8 protein-coding genes are annotated in these 16,333 nt (G+C 59.5%); 4 read left to right on the top strand and 4 right to left on the bottom strand.

Features of this window, described 5'->3' with window-relative positions:
* Positions 1–8: 8 nt before the first annotated feature.
* Complete coding sequence (locus NAV33_RS05315; protein WP_255977636.1) at positions 9–1,802, top strand: acyl-CoA dehydrogenase C-terminal domain-containing protein; 1,794 nt, start codon at positions 9–11, stop codon at positions 1,800–1,802.
* Between the two features lie 231 nt (positions 1,803–2,033).
* On the top strand, positions 2,034–3,812 hold the full coding sequence (locus NAV33_RS05310) for an acyl-CoA dehydrogenase C-terminal domain-containing protein (RefSeq protein ID WP_255977635.1): 1,779 nt from the start codon (positions 2,034–2,036) through the stop codon (positions 3,810–3,812).
* 403 nt (positions 3,813–4,215) lie between these two features.
* Here the strand turns inward: NAV33_RS05310 and msrA are convergent, their stop codons facing one another.
* Both msrA and NAV33_RS05300 read right to left on the bottom strand, forming a co-directional pair.
* Positions 4,216–4,863, bottom strand: a complete 648-nt coding sequence (gene msrA / locus NAV33_RS05305) for a peptide-methionine (S)-S-oxide reductase MsrA (protein ID WP_255977633.1) — start codon at positions 4,861–4,863, stop codon at positions 4,216–4,218.
* 101 nt (positions 4,864–4,964) lie between these two features.
* On the bottom strand, positions 4,965–7,640 hold the full coding sequence (locus NAV33_RS05300) for a putative bifunctional diguanylate cyclase/phosphodiesterase (RefSeq protein ID WP_255977631.1): 2,676 nt from the start codon (positions 7,638–7,640) through the stop codon (positions 4,965–4,967).
* Between the two features lie 109 nt (positions 7,641–7,749).
* Between NAV33_RS05300 and NAV33_RS05295 the strand changes: the two genes are divergently transcribed.
* The gene (locus NAV33_RS05295; protein ID WP_255977629.1) at positions 7,750–8,277 is read left to right on the top strand and encodes a hypothetical protein; all 528 of its coding nucleotides are present in this window, start codon (positions 7,750–7,752) and stop codon (positions 8,275–8,277) included.
* A 148-nt stretch (positions 8,278–8,425) separates the two neighbouring features.
* Here the strand turns inward: NAV33_RS05295 and aceF are convergent, their stop codons facing one another.
* Both aceF and aceE read right to left on the bottom strand, forming a co-directional pair.
* Entirely contained in the window at positions 8,426–10,426 is a 2,001-nt protein-coding gene (aceF, locus tag NAV33_RS05290) for a dihydrolipoyllysine-residue acetyltransferase (protein ID WP_255977627.1), read from the bottom strand.
* A 27-nt stretch (positions 10,427–10,453) separates the two neighbouring features.
* Positions 10,454–13,099, bottom strand: a complete 2,646-nt coding sequence (gene aceE / locus NAV33_RS05285) for a pyruvate dehydrogenase (acetyl-transferring), homodimeric type (protein ID WP_255977625.1) — start codon at positions 13,097–13,099, stop codon at positions 10,454–10,456.
* A 277-nt stretch (positions 13,100–13,376) separates the two neighbouring features.
* Here aceE and glnE point away from each other — a divergent pair, with 277 nt between their 5' ends.
* On the top strand, positions 13,377–16,322 hold the full coding sequence (gene glnE, locus NAV33_RS05280) for a bifunctional [glutamate--ammonia ligase]-adenylyl-L-tyrosine phosphorylase/[glutamate--ammonia-ligase] adenylyltransferase (RefSeq protein WP_255977623.1): 2,946 nt from the start codon (positions 13,377–13,379) through the stop codon (positions 16,320–16,322).
* Positions 16,323–16,333: the final 11 nt, after the last annotated feature.

The following is a 16,333-nucleotide window of genomic DNA, read 5'->3' as shown; positions in this document are numbered from 1 at the left end:
AGAACAATATGCCCGCCTACAAGGCTCCCCTGCGCGACATGCGCTTTCTGATCGATGAAGTGTTCGATTTCCACAGTAGCTATGCCGCTAACGGGGCGGAGGACGCCACGCCGGACATGGTCAACGCCATTCTCGAGGAAGGCGCCAGGTTCTGTGAGCAGGTACTTGCACCGCTCAATCGCAGCGGTGACGAGGAGGGCTGTCATTTCGACAACGGTGTGGTGACCACGCCCAAGGGCTTCAAGGAAGCCTTTGCCCAGTACGCAGAAGGCGGCTGGATGGGGCTGGCTTCGGCCCCTCAATTTGGCGGCCAGGGCCTGCCGCATTCGCTGGGGCTGGTCATCGGTGAAATGATCGGCTCGGCCAATACCTCTTTCGGCATGTATCCCGGACTAACCCACGGCGCGATGGCCGCGATTGCTGCCCATGGTACTGACGAGCAGAAGCAGACCTATCTGAGCCGCATGACGGAGGGCCGCTGGACCGGCACCATGTGCCTGACCGAATCCCATTGCGGCACGGATCTGGGCCTCATCAAGACCCGCGCGGTTCCCCAGGCTGACGGCAGCTACGCGATCAGCGGCACCAAGATATTTATCTCGGCGGGCGAGCACGATATGAGCGAGAACATCGTGCATCTAGTGCTTGCCAAACTGCCCGATGCGCCAGCCGGTACCAAGGGGATCTCACTGTTCATCGTGCCGAAGTGCTTGCCGAACGGCGACGGCGAAGCGGGCGAGCGTAACGGCGTTGTTTGTGGCTCTATCGAACACAAGATGGGCATCAAGGCCTCGGCCACGTGCGTGATCAACTTCGATGGCGCTACCGGCTTTCTCATCGGCGAGCCGAACAAGGGGCTGAACTGCATGTTCACCATGATGAATCATGCGCGCCTGGGCACTGGCATGCAGGGTTTGTGCAACGGCGAGGCGAGTTTCCAGGGCGCGATCCTGTATGCCAACGAGCGCCTTCAAATGCGCGCCCTGACCGGGGCGAAATTCCCGGAAAAGCCGGCAGACCCGATCATCGTGCATCCCGATGTGCGCCGCATGCTACTGACCATGAAGGCATTCAACGAGGGCAACCGTGCGCTCGCCTATTTCACCGCGCAGTTGCTCGATCAGTTGCACAGCCCGGAAGAAGACAAGCGCAAGGAGGCTGAAGGTCTACTCGCCTTCCTCACGCCGATCTGCAAAGCCTTCATGACCGACACCGGACTGGAGGTGACTAACCTCGGCATGCAGGTATTTGGTGGCCACGGCTATATCCGTGAATGGGGCATGGAGCAGCTGATGCGCGACTGCCGCATCGCGCCGATTTACGAGGGCACCAATGGCATCCAGGCACTGGATCTGCTGGGGCGCAAGGTGCTCGGCAGCCAAGGCAAGCTGATGCTTGGTTTTACCAAGTTGGTGCATAAATTTTGCGAAGCCAATGCGCAGCATCCTCAGCTGCAGACCTACGTGGCGCAGCTGGCGGGGCTCAACCGCGAGCTGGGCGAAATCACCACTCGAATCGGAATGGCCGCGATGAAGAACCCGGACGAAGTGGGCGCGGCGTCTGTGGATTATCTGATGTACTGCGGCTATCTGATCCTCGGCTATTTCTGGCTGCGCATGGCGGTGGTGGCCCAGGGCAAGCTGGACGCAGCGGACGGTGATACGGCGTTCTATCAATCGAAGCTGACCACCGCCGAATTCTACTTTGCCCGACTGTTGCCACGCACAGCCGCGCATAAGGCCGCAATTGAGGCGGGAAGCTCGAGCCTGATGAAGTTGTCGGCGGACCAGTTCGCCTTCTAGTCCGTTCGCTCTGTTTGAGCCCGCCATGTGCGGGCTTTTTTATATCTGGTTGGCGGCTCGGCAAATCGCATTCTGAGAGTTTGAATGCGAAACTAATGCTGACTGCGCGGTCATGGTGAGAATTAATTGGTCAGATTGGGACGCTTCGGCCAATGGTTGGTCTTCAGTTAGACTCGCCGAACTGCTGCGGCCAAACCGGCCGGTGATGAGTTTTCTGCGAGGTCCTTTTCCATGGCTGACTACAAAGCGCCGCTGCGTGATATGCGTTTCATCCTGAATGAAGTCTTCGATGCACCAGCGCTTTGGCAGACGTTGCCTGCACTGGCCGAGGTCGTCGACGCAGAAACCGCCGATGCCATTCTTGCGGAAGCGGGTAAGATCACCGCCAACACCATCGCACCGCTCAATCGCAGCGGTGACGAAGAGGGATGCCACTGGACCGAAGGCGCGGTCAGTACACCTGCTGGCTATCCAGAGGCTTATCGTCTATATGCCGAAGGTGGCTGGGTGGGTGTCGGTGGCGACCCGGCATACGGCGGCATGGGCATGCCCAAGGCGATCTCGGCTCAGGTCGAAGAGATGATGAACTCCGCAAGCCTGGCGTTCGGTCTCTATCCGATGTTGACGTCCGGCGCTTGCCTCTCGATCTATGCACATGCCAGCGAAGAGCTGAAGCAAAAGTACTTGCCAAATATGTATGGCGGCGTCTGGGCGGGCTCGATGTGCCTGACCGAACCGCATGCGGGCACTGATCTGGGCATCATTCGGACCAAGGCCGAGCCCCAGGCAGATGGTTCCTACAAGATCAGTGGTACCAAGATCTTTATTACTGGGGGTGAGCACGACCTGACCGAGAACATCATCCACTTGGTCCTGGCAAAATTACCGGACGCGCCTGCAGGCTCGCGCGGTATCTCGCTGTTCCTGGTGCCCAAGCTGATGGTCGGCGAGGACGGCAGCCTCGGTGAGCGCAACAGCCTGAGCTGCGGCTCTATTGAGCACAAGATGGGCATTCAGGCGTCGGCTACCTGTGTGATGAACTTCGATGGTGCCACTGGCTGGATGGTTGGCGAGCCGAACAAGGGCCTGGCGGCGATGTTCACAATGATGAATTACGAGCGCCTGGGCGTTGGCATTCAGGGGCTTTCCACGGGCGAGCGCTCGTACCAGAGCGCCATCGAATACGCGCGCGAGCGTATCCAGAGCCGCGCACCGACCGGCCCGGTCGAGCAGGATAAAGCGGCCGATCCGATTATCGTGCACCCTGATGTTCGCCGTATGCTGCTGACTATGAAAGCGCTGAACGAAGGCGGGCGAGCATTCTCCAGCTATGTCGCGCTGCAGCTGGACATAGCCAAGTTCAGCGAAGATGGTGAGGCACGGCAGCGTGCGGAAGCGCAGGTGGCGCTGCTGACACCGGTAGCCAAAGCTTTCCTCACGGATATGGGCCTGGAAACAACGCTACACGGGCAGCAGATTTTCGGAGGTCACGGTTTTATCCGCGAATGGGGCCAGGAGCAACTGGTGCGCGATTGCCGCATCACTCAAATCTATGAAGGCACCAACGGTATCCAGGCGTTGGATTTGCTGGGTCGCAAAGTGGTGGGCAGCGGCGGCGAGCTTTACAACGTCTTCGCTGACGAGATTCGCAGCTTTTGTGCCGCGGCAGGTTCGGAGCTTTCAGAGTTCGTCACACCGCTTGAGTCCGCCCTAGAGAATCTTGATGAGCTGACCGCGTTCGTACTCGATAGCGCGAAGAACAATCCCAACGAGATCGGCGCCGCCTCGGTGGAATATCTGCATGTGTTCGGCTATACGGCTTACGCCTATATGTGGGCGCGGATGGCGGCTGCTGCGTTGGGCAAGGAAGGTAAGGATGATTTTTACGCCAGCAAACTCGGGACGGCACGCTTCTACTTTGCGCGATTGCTACCACGTATCCACTCGCTGAGCGCATCAGTCAGGGCGGGCAGTGATTCGCTGTACTTGCTCGACGCCGCGCATTTTTAAGTTGATTAATTCGTACAGGCACAATGAAATTAATTAGCCATGTATGGGAACGCTGCGCCACTACACCAGTCATAGCTCTGCACCGTTTGTAGTTAATCACTTACAAGCTTGAGCCAATGGATGGTTCCTTGTAAGCAATTACTTACAGATCGTGGGGCAGATGGCTACTACAGCTTCGTTCGACCGCTCGGTAGTCTTTCGCATTACAGACGCCGCGTATGGAAGCGCACACAAGAATACGGAAGCGTAGAGGAACGACGCCAGGATGGCGCAGGTCACGGATGTCAGGATTCAGTCTGCAAAGGCCCCGCTTCGGCGGGGTTTCTTTTTATTGCCCAAACCATGGTTCGTGGATTGATGTTCCTTTGTGCTGCGTCGCTCATCGCGCGCTCATGAGCGATCGTCAGGCCGGCATGCACACACCAGTGCCGCCAAGCCCGCAATAACCGCCGGGATTCTTCGCCAAGTACTGCTGATGGTAGGTCTCGGCATAATAGAACAACGGCGCCTCGGCGATTTCCGTCGTAATGTTGCCGAATCCCTGTCTTTCCAGTTCTGCCTGGAAGCGCTCTTCGCTCGCTCGCGCCTGATCTAGCTGAGCAGCATCGAAGCAATAGATCGCCGAGCGGTACTGGGTACCGATATCGTTGCCCTGACGCATGCCTTGGGTCGGGTTGTGCGCCTCCCAGAACAGCTTCAGCAGCCCGTCATAAGTTATTCCCTGCGGATCGAACACAACCAGTACCGCTTCGGTATGTCCGGTAAGGCCAGAGCAGACTTCTTCATAGGTGGGATTCGGTGTGTGGCCTCCGGCGTAGCCCACTGCTGTTGTCCAGACGCCAGGCTGCTCCCAGAAACGCCGCTCCGCTCCCCAGAAACACCCCATGGCGAACAGCGCCTGCTGCAGATGAGCAGGGAACGGTGGTTGCAGGGGATTGCCATTGACGAAGTGGGCCGCCGGAACAGGTACCGCCGCGGCGCGACCGGGCAGGGCTTGGCCCGCATCGGGAAGAGCCTGTTTGTGAACGAGAATTTGCGAGCGCAGGGTCATGATGGTCCTCGAGCCTGATAGTCGTAAGGGCTACTGGAAGCCTAGGCTACCAAGAGGCAAAACCAAAGCGCCTTTGCGTAAGCGGTGGGCTGACGAAAGGATCAGCTCCAGTGCGGGTAACGTCGGAGCGAATTGACCAGCAGGTTGCTGGGGATGGGCTTGTCGAACAGATAGCCCTGGCCGATATCGCAGCGCTGATGACGCAGAAAGGTCAGTTGCTCGGTTGTTTCGATGCCTTCTGCTACAACCTTCAGGCGGAGGTTGCGAGCCATGGCGATAACGGCCGAGGTGATTTCGATATCGTCTTGGTTGCCCGGAATGTCCTTGATGAAGCTCCGGTCGATCTTGATCACGTCGATGGGGAATTTCTTCAGATAACTCAGCGACGAATAGCCAGTGCCGAAATCGTCCATCGCCAGCGTCACACCGAGCGCCTTGAGGCCGATCAGCTGTTGACGCGTCTCCTCGGTCGCATCGAGCAGCAGGCTCTCAGTCAGCTCCAATTCCAGAAAGCCTGATGGCAACCGCTCTTCGAAAAGAATCGCGGCGATGGAGCCGACGAGGTCCGGATCGGAAAACTGCTTGGGCGACAGGTTTATTGCCATTTGCGGTGTGCCGATGCCTAGTGCAGCAAGCTGCATGCCCATCCGGCAGGCCTCACGTGCAACCCACTTACCGATAGGAATGATTAATCCGGTTTCTTCGGCAACGCTGATGAACTGGTCCGGGCAGATCATGCCCTTTTCCGGATGATTCCAACGCAGGAGTGCCTCTAGCCCCTGCAATCGGCCGGTGCGCAGGCAGAGCTTTGGCTGATAGAACACTTCGAGCTCGTTCTGCACCAGCGCACGGCGCAGGTTGTTCTCCACGAACAGCTTGTAGTTGGCCTCGGCGTGCAGCGCTTCGGTGAAGACCTGGACCTGATTCTTGCCGTTGGCCTTGGCTTTGTGCAGCGCCTGGCCGGCGTGCTTCATCAGCGTCTCCGGGTCGCGGCCGTGCAGTGGTGCGCAGGCCAAGCCCAGGGACCCGCTTACGCTGATCAGCTGCTTGTCGACGAACAGCGGTTTGTCGAGGATGCGCAGCACCTGATTCGCCAAACGCAGGCCTTCTTCGAGGTCCATGTCATCAAGCAGCAGGGCGAATTCATTACTGGCGAAGCGGGCCAATACGCTGTCACGGTTCAAACTGTTACGCAGACGTCGTGCGAGGCTGGTCAGCAACTTGTCGCCGGTCTGATGACCCAGGCTGTCGTTGATGCGCTTGAAATTATCAATATCAACCAGCAACAGGCACAGCTGCGGATCCTTGTTGTGGGCGAAACGCTCTTCGATGCTGCGGATGAAGAACGGGCGATTGCCGAGGTTGGTCAGGTTGTCCGTGTAGGCAAGGCGCTCGATATGCTGCTGCGCCAGCTTGCTGTGCGTTACGTCTTCGTAAATGCCGATGTAATGCGTTAGCTCACCGTTTTCGCCGAACACCTTGGATATCGACAGCTGTCCCCAGTACGGCTCCATGTTCTTGCGCCGACTACGAAACTCGCCCTGCCAGCTGTTGTTCTGCGCCAGGTTGGATGACGTATCGAAAAGAAGGTCGCTGAGATTCTCCAGCGTCGTCAATTCGGTGAGGCGACGCCCACGTACTTCGTCGGCGGAATACTGAGTGATGGCGGTGAAGCTCGGGTTGACGTAATCGACCACGCCGTTCCTGTCGACCAGAATGAAGGCGCTCGCGCTCTGCTCGACCGCACGCTGGAACAGGTGCAACGTATGTGTGGCGCTGAGTCTCTGCTGGTTGGCCAACACCTGCGCGTACTGGTCGGCGAGTTCGCCCACGAATGCCACTTCGTCGACATGCCAAGTACGTGCGCAACCGGAATGCTCCAGACAGAGTACGCCGATTACCTCACCGCCGACGCGAATGGTCGCATCCAGGATCGAGGTGATTCCGCGCGGCTTGAAGAAACTATCGGCTAGCTCTTGGGTGCGTGGGTCTTCCAGAACGTTCGACGCGTCAATGGCACGGCCGCTGTGCAGCGCGTCCATGTAACGGGGGCAGGTCGATATGTCCAATGCCGACGGGTATTCGTGGCTATCGTTGTCGCGCCGGTACGCAGCAACGGCTTCCAGCTGGTTGCCGTTCAGGTGCCAGATAGCGGCTCGTGAAATTCCGTAGGCTTCGCTGGCGGCCTGGGTGATCAGCTTGGCTGCTTCAAGCTGGGGGTTGGCCGAGCTGTAGCGGTGCCTGGCTAGGCGTACGATCAAGCTCTGCTGAGCTCGTGAACGAATCAAGTGTTCGAGATGTACGTCTTGGGCTTGCTGATATAAATCCGCTGACGGCTTGAGCATTGAGTCCGGTAATTCCGGTGCCGCGGTTGTTCCAATCGAATACGGCTCGACGACCAGGTAGCCGCGGACCAATTCTCGCCCATACTGCTGACACGTTTCCCCAATCTCCAGCAAATCCAGCGGGCCATCGATCGCGTGCAGGCAATAACGGACAGAATAATGACCCTGAATGGCCAGTTGCGCCTGAATGACATCGTGCATCTGCAGGCGCACCTGCGGTTCCATCAAGCTGGCATAGGGCGAATCGATCAACGAGCAGAGCTCATGAGCCGGTTGGCCCAGGTATCGTTCACAAACGGGGTCCAGGTAAAGCAATGCCCAGCTGGACTCATTCAAACGCTCGAAACGCAGCATCCCGAGCCTTGAAGGCACTGGCAACTGCGTCACAACCTCGGTCGCCAAACGGCTGGCGGCATCGGTATGTATTTTCATCGAGCGGTTTGCTTCCAGTATGCTGCGTGAATCGCTTCGTTAGCCCAGTTTAGGCGCCTTTGATGGCGAAGCGATGGCTAAATAATATTAATCATGGCAAGGGTGCATCATGCAGCAGGGACTGACAAGTCGGCTTTCGAAGTTACTGTTGATCTCGGTTTTTCTAATTGCCAGCTTGCCGCTGCAAGCTGATGAATCGAACACCTTGGGCTCCGACGAACCGGCGAGATATCTGGCCGAACTCAAGGCGCTTTATCTTACCTCGGATGAGCGAAAAGCCCTGCTTGCCCACAGTAACGCTCTGCTTGAATCCTATGGGCTGCGAGCGGCCTACCAGGTCGGTCAGGCCAATCCGCAGGATCTCGATTATCGCCTGAGCGTGGGTGCGCCCGGCGAACTGCGTATCCGCGAAGAACGGCGCGACGCGCACGGCAATATCGCCGTGCGCAACCGCAGTCTTTCGGTTTTCGGTATGGATCCCTATCTTCAGTATCAATGTCCGTCTGATGGCGTCGTCTGCGTCTTCACCAGCCCGACAGACGGTGATCCCTGGTTAACTATTCTGCGCGATCCCGAAGGCGCCGAAGCGCTGGCAAAAGCGTTGTCGTTCCTGTTTAGAAATCTGCAGAAAGGGTAGGCAGGTCTCATCTGCAAATAAAGCGAAAAGCCCCAAGCTTTGAGGCTTGAGGCTTGAGGCTTGAGGCTTGAGGCTTGAGGCTTGAGGCTTGAGGCTTGAGGCTTGAGGTAAATAGCCCTGCCGGATGGCAGGGCTATTTAGCATCAAACTACAGCAGCATCGTGCGGATATCTGCCAGCAGCTCAGACAAACGCTTGGTGAAGCGCGCTGCCGCGGCGCCATTGATAACGCGGTGATCGTAGGACAGCGACAGCGGCAGCATCAGGCGAGGCTGGAAGGCCTTGCCATCCCATACCGGCTGCATGGTTGCCTTGGAAACACCCAGAATCGCCACTTCCGGTGCATTGACGATCGGCGTGAACCCAGTACCGCCAATGTGACCGAGGCTGGAGATGGTGAAGCAGGCACCCTGCATGGCATCTGGCGAAAGCTTCTTGGTGCGCGCCTTTTCGGCGAGCTCCGCCGCTTCGCCTGCAAGCTGCAACAAGCTCTTCTGATCGACGTTCTTGATTACCGGTACCAGCAGGCCGTCCGGCGTATCCACCGCAAAGCCGATGTGCACGTATTTCTTGCGGATGACCGCCTTGCCGCTCGGAGCCAGCGAGGCATTGAACTCCGGCAGTTCCTTGAGCAGGTGTGCACAGGCCTTGAGCAATAGCGGCAGCACGGTCAGCTTGACGCCGGCCTTCTCTGCGACAGCCTTTTGCGAAACGCGGAAAGCTTCCAGCTCAGTGATGTCGGAAGAGTCAAACTGGGTGACATGCGGAACATTCAGCCAGCTCCGATGCAGGTTGGCGGCGCCGACCTGCATCAGGCGAGTCATCGGGACTTCCTCGACTTCGCCAAACTTGCTGAAGTCCACCTCCGGGATCGATGGGATGCCCGCGCCGCCGGTAGCACCCGCCGCAGCCGGCGATTGCTTGGCTTTGTTCATCATGCTCTTGACGTAGGCCTGGACATCTTCTTTGAGGATGCGCCCCTTCGGGCCGGTGCCTTGAACATCAGCCAGTTCGACACCGAACTCGCGTGCAGTCATGCGTACCGCCGGGCCGGCGTGTACCTTGGAGCCAGCCTTGCTTGGACCACTCACTGCCGGAGCTGGAGTGGCGGCCGCCTTGGCTTCTGGTACGCCCTGCTTGTTCGGCGCGACCGCTTGCTGCTGCGGTGCGGCTTCCTGATGCTTTGCCTCGGCTTTCTTTGCCGGGGCCGCGCCTTTCACCTTCAGCGTCAGGATCAGGTCGCCGGTTTTGGCTTCGTCGCCCACCTTGATCGAGAGAGATTCCACGACACCAGCCTTCGGCGCAGGAATCTCCATGCTGGCCTTGTCGGACTCGAGGGTAATCAGCGACTGATCCGCTTCTACGGTGTCGCCAGCCTTGACCATCACCTCGATGACGTTGGCGCTGCCGCTGGAGCCGATATCCGGGATGCGAACTTCTTCCACAGAGTCGCCAACGGGTTCTTCAGCCGCCTGCTCGGTCAGCTTTTCCTCGGAGGCGCTCTGCGCCTGGCTTGCCGGTGCGCTGTTGGCCGCTGCCGGCTTGCTTGCCGCGCCCTTGAGAATCAGGATCAGATCGCCGGTACCGAGTTCGTCGCCCACTTTGACCGAGATGCTCTCGACTACGCCAGCCGCGGGAGACGGAATCTCCATGCTGGCCTTGTCGGACTCGAGCGTAATCAATGGTTGCTCCGCTTCGATGGTATCGCCGGCCTTGACCGAGATCTCGATGACGCTGGCTTTACCGGAAGAACCGATATCCGGAACCTTGATCTCTTGCGATTCGCCTTCATCGGCCGAAGCCGAAGGATTTTCATCGCCCGGAGGGGTCGGTGCTTCAGCTTCATCGGCGGGGCCGCCACTGCTCGCGCCGGCCGGCTCGGCGGCGGCTTGCGCCGGCGCCTCGCTGCTTTGTCCGTCTTCGCTTTCCAACTCGAGCAATTCGTCGCCTTCTTTCAGGCGGTCGCCGAGCTTGACCTTCAGGCTCTTCACCACGCCCGCCTTGGGCGCAGGGATTTCCATGCTGGCCTTGTCGGACTCGAGCGTCAGGATGCTCTGGTCGGCTTCGATACGGTCACCGACCTTGACGAACAACTCGATTACTTCACCCTCACCGCTGCCGATGTCGGGTACGCGTATGGTTTCACTCACAATAGGTTCTCCTGTGCGCACGCAGCATCAGCAATCCAGCGGATTGCGCTTCTCGGGGTCGATACCGAACTCGGTGATGGCCTTGGCCACGACTTTGCGTTCGATGGCGCCGCGATCGGCGAGTGCCTGCAGCGCGGCGACGGCGACCCAGCGACGGTCGACTTCGAAGAAGTCACGCAGCTTGGCGCGCGAGTCGCTGCGGCCGAAGCCGTCGGTGCCCAGTACCTGATACTCACGGGACGGCACCCACTGACGGATCTGATCGGCGAACAGCTTCATGTAGTCAGTGGAAGCAATGACAGGACCTTCGCTGCCTGCCAGGCACTGCTCGACGTAGCTCTTGCGTGGCTCCTCGGTCGGATGCAAGCGGTTCCAGTGGTCTACCGCCAGGCCATCGCGGCGCAGCTCGTTGAAGCTGGTGACGCTCCAGACGTCGGCGCCCACGCCCATCTTGGCGAGAATCTCCACTGCGGCACGTACTTCGCGCAGGATGGTGCCGGAGCCCAACAGCTGCACACGGTGCTTGAAGTCGCCCTTGGCTTCTTCGAGCAGATACATGCCTTTGATGATGCCATCCTCAACGCCCTGCGGCATCGCTGGCTGCTGGTAGTTCTCGTTCATCACGGTGATGTAGTAGTAGACGTTCTTCTGCTGCTCCATCATCTCGTGCATGCCGTGATGCATGATCACCGCCAGCTCGTAGCCGTAGGTGGGGTCATAGCTGCGGCAGTTGGGGATGGTGCTGGCCAGGATGTGGCTGTGACCGTCCTCGTGCTGCAGGCCTTCACCGTTCAGCGTGGTGCGTCCGGCGGTGCCGCCCAGCAGGAAACCGCGAGTCTGGGCATCGCCAGCGGCCCAGGCCAGGTCACCAATGCGCTGGAAGCCGAACATCGAATAGAAGATGTAGACCGGCAGCATCGGCTGGTTGTAGTTGCTATAGGCGGTACCCGCGGCCATGAAGGAGGAGAATGCGCCGGCCTCGTTAAGGCCTTCCTGCAGAATCTGGCCGTCCTTCTCTTCGCGGTAGTACATCACCTGGTCGCGGTCTACCGGCTCGTACAGCTGCCCCACCGGGGAGTAGATACCCAACTGGCGGAACATGCCTTCCATACCGAAAGTACGCGCTTCGTCGGCAAGGATCGGCACGATGCGCTTGCCCAGGTCCTTGTCCTTAACCAGTTGCGAAAGGATCCGGCCGAAGGCCATGGTGGTGGAAATCTCGCGATCGCCGGAGCCGTCGAGTACGGCTTTGAGTGTTTCCAGCGGCGGTGTCGGGATGCTGAAGCTCTTCGGCCGGCGCTGTGGCAGCGAGCCACCGAGCTTTTCACGGCATTTGCGCAGGTACTTCATTTCCGCGCTGTCTTCGGCCGGACGGTAGAACGGCAGCTCTTCGAGCTGCGAATCGTTGACCGGGATATCGAAGCGATCGCGGAATTTCTTCAGGCTGTCGATATCGACTTTCTTGGTGTTGTGAGCGATGTTCTTCGCCTCACCGGCACCGGTGCCGTAGCCCTTGATGGTCTTGGCAAGGATGACCGTCGGCTGGCCCTTGTGATTGACCGCCTGGTGATAGGCCGCATAAACCTTGTACGGGTCGTGGCCGCCGCGGTTGAGCTTCCAGACTTCCTCGTCGGATAGCTTCTCGACGCGCTTGAGCAGCTCAGGATCGGCACCAAAGAAGTGCTTGCGCACGTAGGCGCCGTCTTTGGCCTTGTAGTTCTGGTATTCGCCGTCGATCGCCTCATCCATGCGGCGCTGCATGCGGCCGTCATCGTCGACTGCGAACAGCGGGTCCCACATACGGCCCCAGATGACCTTGTTGACATTCCAGTTGGCGCCTTTGAACACGCCTTCCAGTTCTTGGATGATCTTGCTATTGCCGCGAACCGGGCCGTCCAGACGCTGCAGGTTGCAGTTGATGACGAAGACCAGGTTGTCGAGATTCTCGCGACCGGCGAGCGAGATGGCGCCGAGGGTTTCCGGCTCGTCGCACTCGCCGTCGCCGATGAAGCACCAGACGCGCTGCTTGCCTTTGGGGATGAAGCCGCGGTTTTCCAGGTACTTCATGAAGCGTGCCTGGTAGATCGCGGTGATCGGGCCCAGGCCCATGGAAACGGTCGGGAACTGCCAGAAGTCCGGCATCAGGTGCGGGTGCGGGTAGCTCGAGAGTCCCTGGCCATCGACTTCTTGGCGGAAGTTGAGCATCTGGTCTTCGGTCAGGCGACCTTCAAGGAAGGCGCGCGAGTAGATGCCCGGCGAGGCGTGTCCCTGATAGTAGATCAGGTCGCCGCCGTGCTCCTCGGTAGGTGCCTGGAAAAAGTAGTTGAAACCTATGTCGTATAGCGTCGCGCTGGAGGCGAAGGTGGAGATGTGTCCACCTAGATCCGGGTCCTTCATGTTCGCGCGCATCACCATCGCCAGCGCGTTCCAGCGGACCAGAGAGCGAATGCGGCGCTCCATGAACAGATCGCCGGGCATCTTGGCTTCGCGGGTGACAGGAATGGTGTTGCGGTACGGCGTGGTGATGCCGTAAGGAAGTGGCGTGCCGCTACGGGTGGCCAGTTCCCCCATCCGGGTCATCAGATAGTGGGCGCGGTCTTCACCTTCACGGTCGAGTACTGACTCGAGGGCGTCCAGCCATTCCTGGGTTTCGACGGGATCGAGATCTTGCATGGCTTGCTCCAGGGCGGAAAGGCTTCCAGAATCGGTTGCCTGCTTCGCTGCCGGCTTTGTGGGCCGGTGCGTCTATATGTTCTTGGATGTTGCCGGGGGTAGAACCGGGCTCTGTAGTTTTACTACAAAACGACGGCTGATTCAGCCCCCTGTGACATTCTTTCGTAGTAAAACTACAGCGGCAGCGAGTCGGCTTAGCTCGCTGTTTTTTACTTCGTGGGCTCTAGCTCGGGGTCTTCAGCTGTCCCGTAACCACCATCGGCACAAGGAACTTTATATGACTTTGCCATCACTGGTTGCATTACCGATGTCATTATTGCCATTGGTCAGCCGTGCCGAGGAGTCGTTCCTCAGTACGATACGCGACTCGTCGGAGCATGCGGCCAAGTGCTTCGGCGCATGGCCGGCTGAGCGCCGCGATGCGTTCAGCCGTGTCTGTGCAGCCAGTGATTTTGTCACTGAGCAGGTTAGCCGAGATCCCGAGATGCTGCTGCAGCTGGCGGAAATCGGACTGCTGGAGTGTTCGCTACAGGCTGGCGAAATGCGATCAATGCTCGCTGAAGCGCTGGTCGACTGCAGCGATGAAGACAGCCTGTCGAGCATGTTGAGGCGTTTTCGCAACCGCCAGCAGGTTCGAATCATCTGGCGCGATCTGACCCGCCAGGCAGACCTCGCCGAAACCTGCGGCGACTTGACCGACATGGCCGATGCCTGCATCGATCTTGCCTATCAATGGCTTTATACACGGCACTGCGAGCAGTTCGGCGTCCCGACCGGCCGGCGCAGTGGTCGGGCGCAACATATGGTCATCCTTGGCATGGGCAAGTTGGGCGCACGCGAGCTCAACCTTTCTTCCGACATCGACCTGATCTTCGGCTACCCGGAGGGTGGCGAAACCGCCGGTGCCAAGCGTTCGCTGGACAACCAGGAATTTTTTGTGCGCCTCGGCCAGCGGCTGATCAAGGCGCTCGATGCGCCGACTCTCGACGGCTTCGTCTTCCGCGTGGACATGCGCCTGCGGCCCTATGGCTCATCCGGCTCGCTGGTGCTGAGCTTCAATGCGCTGGAGCAGTATTATCAGGACCAGGGGCGCGACTGGGAGCGCTACGCCATGATCAAGGCGCGCGTGGTCGCCGGCGATCAGGATGCGGGCAAGGAGCTGCTCGACATGCTGCGCCCGTTCGTCTATCGCCGTTATCTGGATTTCTCTGCCATCGATGCGCTGCGGACCATGAAGCAGCTGATCCAGCAGGAGGTGCGGCGCAAGGGCGTGGCGGCGAATATCAAGCTCGGCTCTGGTGGTATTCGCGAAGTGGAATTCATCGCCCAGGCATTTCAGCTGATTCACGGCGGGCGCGATCTGAGTTTGCAGCAGCGACCCCTGCTGAAAGTCCTGGCAACGCTCGCCGCGCAGGGCTACCTGCCGCCTGCTGCAGTTGAGGAGCTGCGTGAGGGGTATGAATTTCTGCGTTACACCGAACACGCCTTGCAGGCCATCGACGATCGCCAGACGCAAATGTTGCCAGACAACCAGATCGATCGTGACCGCGTCGCCTTCATGCTCGGCTTCGACAATTGGGAAACCTTTCATGCGCGCCTGCTGCATTGGCGCGATCGGGTCGATTGGCATTTTCGGCAGGTCATTGCCGATCCCGATGAGGACGAAAACGCCGAAGGCGAGTCGTTGGTCGGCGGCGAATGGTTACCCTTGTGGGAGCAGGACTGGGATGAAGAATTCGCCAGTCGACAACTGTCCGATGCAGGTTTTAGAGACGGCCAAGCGGCATGTCAGCGTCTCGCTACTCTGCGCAGCGGCAATCAGGTCCGAACCATGCAGCGCCTCGGGCGCGAGCGGCTCGATGCCTTCATCCCTCGGCTTCTGGCGCAGGCTGTCGAACAGGACGATCCCGATCTGGTCCTGGAGCGAGTGCTACCGCTAGTCGAGGCGGTTGCGCGTCGCTCGGCCTATCTGGTGCTGCTGACGGAAAACCCCGGTGCGCTGCAGCGGCTGCTGGAGCTCTGTGCAGGTAGCCCCTGGATTGCCGAGCAGATTGCCCGTTTTCCCTTGTTACTGGACGAGCTCCTCAACGCCGGGCGACTGTTCAGCCCACCACAGGCGCCGGAACTCGCCGCGGAATTGTGTGAGCGGCTGGCGCGCATTCCAGAGGAGGACCTAGAGCAGCAGATGGAAGCGCTGCGGCATTTCAAGCTGGCGCATCGGCTGCGTGTGGCTGCCTCGGAAATCGCCGGAACCTTGCCGCTGATGAAAGTCAGCGATTACCTGACCTGGCTCGCTGAAGCGATTCTCGAGCAGGTGCTGGCGCTGGCCTGGCGGCATACGGTGGCTCGCCATGGTCAGCCTCGGCGGGTTGATGGTGCGCTTTGCGACCCGGCTTTCATCATCCTCGGCTATGGCAAGGTCGGGGGGCTCGAGCTAGGTCACGGCTCAGACCTGGATCTGGTGTTCATTCACGACGGCGATCCGGGTGCCGAAACCGATGGCGCCAAGCCGATCGACGGCGCTCAGTTCTTCACTCGCCTGGGGCAGCGCATTATTCATTTGCTGACGACCCAGACCACTTCCGGTCAGCTCTATGAAGTCGATATGCGTCTACGGCCGTCGGGCGTTTCCGGGTTGCTGGTCAGCTCGCTGAGCGCTTTCGAGCGCTATCAGGGCCAGGAAGCCTGGACTTGGGAACATCAGGCTCTGGTACGAGCGCGGGTGCTGGTTGGCTGTCCACAATTGGCTGCGAACTTCGAGAAGGTGCGCGCCGCGGTGCTCGGGCGCTCGCGTGATCTCGAACAGCTGCGCCGCGAAGTTAGCGAGATGCGCACCAAGATGCGCGACAACCTCGGCACCCGCACCACCCAGGCCGGCACGGCAGACAAAGCCTTCCAGGCCGACGGTGAGTTCAATCTCAAGCAGGATGCCGGTGGTATCGTGGATATCGAATTTATGGTGCAATACGCGGCTTTGGCGTGGTCGCACCAGCATCCGCAACTGCTGCGCTATACCGATAACATCCGCATTCTCGATGGGTTGGAGCAGGCCGGGCTGATGACCGGCGATGAGGTTCGGCTGCTGCAGGATGCCTACAAGGCATACCGCGCCGCGGCCCACCGGCAATCACTGCAGAAACTGCCCGGGGTCGTGAGTGGGGACCAATTTCATGACGAGCGTCGCGCGGTAATGCGCATCTGGCGTGAGCTGGGGCTCAGCTGATCTCGTCTGCA

Origin of the sequence: Stutzerimonas stutzeri (genome assembly GCF_024448715.1) — a bacterium.
Lineage (GTDB): Bacteria > Pseudomonadota > Gammaproteobacteria > Pseudomonadales > Pseudomonadaceae > Stutzerimonas > Stutzerimonas stutzeri_AR.
The sequence above is the reverse complement of the archived record's forward strand: the minus strand, read 5'-3'. Positions and strand labels throughout refer to the sequence as shown.

What these genes read in the sequence shown, in the direction of transcription:
- NAV33_RS05310 (WP_255977635.1), top strand. Translation starts at nt 2,034, where the DNA reads ATGGCTGACTACAAAGCGCCGCTGCGTGATATGCGTTTCATCCTGAAT.
- aceE (WP_255977625.1), bottom strand. Translation starts at nt 13,099, where the DNA reads ATGCAAGATCTCGATCCCGTCGAAACCCAGGAATGGCTGGACGCCCTC.
- glnE (WP_255977623.1), top strand. Translation starts at nt 13,377, where the DNA reads ATGACTTTGCCATCACTGGTTGCATTACCGATGTCATTATTGCCATTG.
- NAV33_RS05300 (WP_255977631.1), bottom strand. Translation starts at nt 7,640, where the DNA reads ATGAAAATACATACCGATGCCGCCAGCCGTTTGGCGACCGAGGTTGTG.
- msrA (WP_255977633.1), bottom strand. Translation starts at nt 4,863, where the DNA reads ATGACCCTGCGCTCGCAAATTCTCGTTCACAAACAGGCTCTTCCCGAT.
- NAV33_RS05315 (WP_255977636.1), top strand. Translation starts at nt 9, where the DNA reads ATGCCCGCCTACAAGGCTCCCCTGCGCGACATGCGCTTTCTGATCGAT.
- NAV33_RS05295 (WP_255977629.1), top strand. Translation starts at nt 7,750, where the DNA reads ATGCAGCAGGGACTGACAAGTCGGCTTTCGAAGTTACTGTTGATCTCG.